This window comes from Prosthecobacter sp. (assembly GCF_020439865.1).
In the GTDB taxonomy this organism is placed as follows: Bacteria; Verrucomicrobiota; Verrucomicrobiia; order Verrucomicrobiales; family Verrucomicrobiaceae; genus Prosthecobacter.
Genome location: NZ_JAGRPF010000166.1, coordinates 1 through 4,230, shown reverse-complemented (window position 1 = coordinate 4,230; position 4,230 = coordinate 1). Strand labels below are relative to the sequence as shown.

Annotated in this window: 2 protein-coding genes; both read left to right on the top strand. The window is 60.1% G+C overall.

Features of this window, described 5'->3' with window-relative positions; genetic code table 11:
• Positions 1–3,464, top strand: a 3,464-nt coding sequence (locus KDL09_RS19820) for a lectin-like protein (RefSeq protein WP_294389028.1), incomplete at its 5' end; no start/stop codon positions are given.
• A 281-nt stretch (positions 3,465–3,745) separates the two neighbouring features.
• Positions 3,746–4,230 (top strand): serine/threonine-protein kinase (locus tag KDL09_RS19815; RefSeq protein ID WP_294389026.1); only part of this gene is annotated, 485 nt, incomplete at its 3' end.

Here is a 4,230-nt window from a genome sequence, read left to right as displayed (position 1 = left end):
CGATGCAGACGGACCGCGAAGTGCGCTATCAGAGTGCCACCGACCTTCGCCGCGATCTGGACACGATTCTGACGCTGCCGCGAGCAGCCCTCATCGCCCAGCAGCAGGCGGCGGCAGAGGCCACCGCGCGCGCCACCCAGGCGCAGAAGCAGGCAGCCAGCGGTCCACAGAGGCGAATGCCAGAGCAGACAGCGCACCATGCTCCGCCCACGGTCAAAAAATCCAGCCTCGGTCCTGTCATCGGCATCGCTGCCACCATCGTGCTCGTCGCAGGTCTGGTTTACGTGTTTAAACCGCCCGCTAAGAAGCCTGTGCGACAAACCACAGCGTCCACATCGGACAACAAACCACCGGCACCCGTGCCTAAATCTGCACCTGTTCTCACTCCCGCACCGAATGGCAGCGCAGGCTTCTCCAACTTCGCACCCACAGCCCAATGGCGTGATGAAATGGCGGGCACGGACTCCTGGGGTCCGGCCTGGCAGCGTGCGGACGGTGAAATGCACGTCGTGGCGTCCATGAATGGCATGCGCCTGTTTGCTGACCTGCGCCGGGACTCCGCGCTGCGCGTCCGCTTTCGCGCCCGAAGGGATGACGCTTCGCTGAACCTCATTCAACGCCTCAACAAGGTAGGGATCGGTCCGCGCTATCTGGTGACCATCCGGACAAAAGCAAATATCGACGGCTCGCTGGATATGCTGCCAATGAAGAAGGATGGGGACAAGCGCACACTGGCCCCGCTCAAGAGCAACCCACCGCTGGGCACCGGCACCGAGCACACCGCTGAGTTCTATGCCATTGGCAAACGCCTCGCCTTCTTCTTTGACGGGCAGTTGCTGAGCGAAGCCCCGGAATCCACTCTCACTGAAGGTTTCCCCGGTGTTTTTGCCAGTCATGGTATCGAGCTCATCGTTGTAGAGACGGCCGTGCTCGACCAGCCGACCTCAAACCCACCACCAGTCGAGGTGCTTGCCTTCGGCGGCCACCGTTATCAGTTCTCTCCTGAAAAACTCAATTGGGAGGAGGCCAAGGCCAAGGCTGCAACCACAGGCGGCCATCTGGCAACGATCACCAGCCAAGAAGAAAACCAATGGGTGTTGGACACCTTCGTCTCCAAGCTGCCTGGCGGCCTCTCCCTCTGGCTCGGCGGCACCAATGACAACCCCACACGGCAGTGGACGTGGATCACTGGCGAGCCTTTCACCTTCACCGCTTGGGGTGCCGGGGAGCCAGGCACAAATCCGAATGAGCCTGTGCTCTGTTTCTCACAAATGAACATGGGCTGGGGAGACATCCGCACCAACGGCATCGGCAACGCCGACCGTCGTGGTGGTTATCTGATCGAATGGGATGACGCCAGCACGAAGCCGATGCCTGCATCTCCCGCTCCTGTCGCAATCGCCTCAACCTTAGCTACAGCGAATCTCGGAATCCCGCCGGGCTGGACAGACCTCCTCGCTGATGTGGACGTGCAGCGTGATACGGTGAGCGGCAAGTGGGAGATGACGCCAGACGGCCTGATCCTGAAGCGGGAACGCGGAGTGAAGGTGCTCGAATTCAACCACAGCCCACCAGAAGAATACGACTTTGAGATCGAGTTCACGATCTCGGAGGGGAGCGATGTCAGTCAGGTGCTGTCCGTGGCAGGGCACTCCTTGCGGTGGAAGATGGCGCAGGGATCTCCCCCAACCAACTTTTGCTCCTTTGGGCCGATGCTGGACGGTTTGAGTCCCGTCGACCCCAAACGCACGGAGGCTGTCTTGAAACGTGAGCGTCTGAAGACCGGCCAGCGCTACCGCAGCACAGTAGAGGTACGTAGAGGCTCTCTGCGAGCGCTCATCGATGGCGAAGAGGTGCTGCAGTGGAGTGGCAACCTCGAGCGCTTGGGCGATGAAAAGTCCACTTCAGTTAAAAATGGCAAGCATCTCGGGCTGGCATGCTACGCCACGGGAGTCACTTTCCACAGTGCCGTGATGCGGCCGGCCGCGGGTGGCCCGTCTGTTCCGTCGCCCGCCATGCCTGTGGTTGCTTCAGCCCCAACAACCGGCGGCGCTTCCGCGACTGGCAAAACGCCCAAATCCGAGCCTCCGGCTCCACCGTCTGACCCGCACCTCGCCAAACTCGAATCAGGTTTCAACGCGCGCTATGAATCCGACGTGCAGAAGCCGTTTCTGGTCGCTTTGACAGCCCTTAACAAGAGTTACCTCGCCAACGGCGTCGCCAAGGCACGTGCCGCAGCCCAGAGCAGAGGCAGCTTAAAGGAAGTCATCGCCTTCGACGAAGTCAAAGCCCGCATCGAGCGCGGCGAAGGCGTGCCCGAAGTGGATGAACCCGGCACGCCAGAATCGCTCAAATCGCTCCGCTCCATTTATCGAAACGCCCTGGCAAAGATCACTGCTGAACGCGATGCCCGTGCTGCGCCTCTCTACGACATCTATGTGAGCGCGCTCGACGCCTACATCACCGAACTCATCAAGGCCACCAAACTCGACGAGGCACGGCAGGTGAAGGTGCTGCGGACCGACATCGCCTCCAAAAAACCCACCGTGGCCGTTGTTGCCGAAGCCCCTGAACCTGCGCCGCCTCCCCCACCAACAACAGACGGCGCACCATCCCCTTCCACGCCCGCAAAAATGCTTGGCAGCGGAAGTTCCTGGCGCACGGCGGCGGACTTTTTAGTGGCCAACGGAGGCTCGTTCGTCGCCGCTAAAAACGGCGGCATCATCAACGTCTCCACGCCGGAGGAAATACCATCCGGCCGTTTCGACATCCTGGAACTCACTCTGAATCGCGACAGATCGGTGCTGCCTCCGCTCAAAGACGCGGACTTTGCCGCCTTCGCAGGATTGCGTGATCTCCGCCGGGTGCACATCCGTCCGGCGAAGCCCAGTCTAAGCGATGCCGCTTTTGCCTTTCTTTCCTCCAACAGCGATCTGACATGGGTCAATCTCGATGGTGTGCCGGATGTTACGGATGCGGTTCTCGCTCACCTCGCCGGGGCAAGGAAACTCGACTACCTCAGCATTCAAAACGCCGGTCAGTTCACCGGTCGCGGACTCGACAAGCTCGCTTGCACCTCCTCCCTCACGACCTTGGAGGTCATGGGAAGCGGACTGTCCGATGATGGAATGCGTGCGTTGGCCAACTTCAGAAAACTGCTGACTCTTCACATGAATTCGAAGTCAGTGACGGATGTGGGCTTCGCTGCCCTGGCAGAAGTTTCCTCGCTCAATGCTTTGAATCTGACTGGCACGACTTTCGGAGATGAGTCTGCGGGAAGTCTGGCAAAGCTGACCAAGCTGACCTCACTCGATCTCAGCGACACCAAAATCACCGACCTCGGCCTGAAGAAGCTGCTCCCACTCAAGAAACTGACCAGCATTCGCCTCAACGGCACCGCCGTCACACTCGAAGCCGCCGCCGACTTCCAGAAGCAGATGCCACAGTGCAAGGTATCACGCTGAATCAGGCTCGTTTTCGCCGCGCCGGACCGCCATCTGGATGTGACTCCTTTGATTTGCGGCGGATGCGCAGGATTCCCTCGCTGCGCGCACTTCAGCTTTCCTTCCGCCACCAAATCCGCCGCGACCTCCCGCACTTGTGACATCAGCGGCAGCCAGTCGCTGTGTGAGGCGAAAGCCTCCGTGCGTTGAGGCCAGGCTGTCGTCCTCGAGTTTTCCGAAACAGCCTTGCCCTACAGGAACGTTCCCTGCTACTCTTACCGTCTGTCCGTTCTCTTCTTACCATGAGCACCGCGTCCTCTGGCTCAAAACCTTCCAGCGGCTGGCAGCCTCCGTCGCTGGAGGAAATGCAGGCGATGCTGCCGCAGTATCAGTTTGAGGCCATTCTCGGCCGCGGTGGCATGGGCGCGGTGTACAAAGCAGTGCAAGTCACGCTCGACCGCAAGGTCGCCATCAAAGTACTGCCGGTTGATCTGGTCGAGGACGGCGACGCACAATTTGCCGAACGCTTCAAAAATGAAGCCCGCACCATGGCGAAGCTCAATCACCCGAGCATCGTCGACGTTTACGACTTTGGCGAAACGAACACGGGCCTGCTCTACATCGTGATGGAGTTCATCGACGGCACGGACGTCTCCAAGATGATCGCTTCGCAGGGCAAGCTGCCGGAGGACTACGCTCTGTCCATCACGGCGCATGTGAGCGATGCGCTCGCCTACGCGCACAAAAACGGCATCATTCATCGCGACATCAAGCCGGCGAACATCCT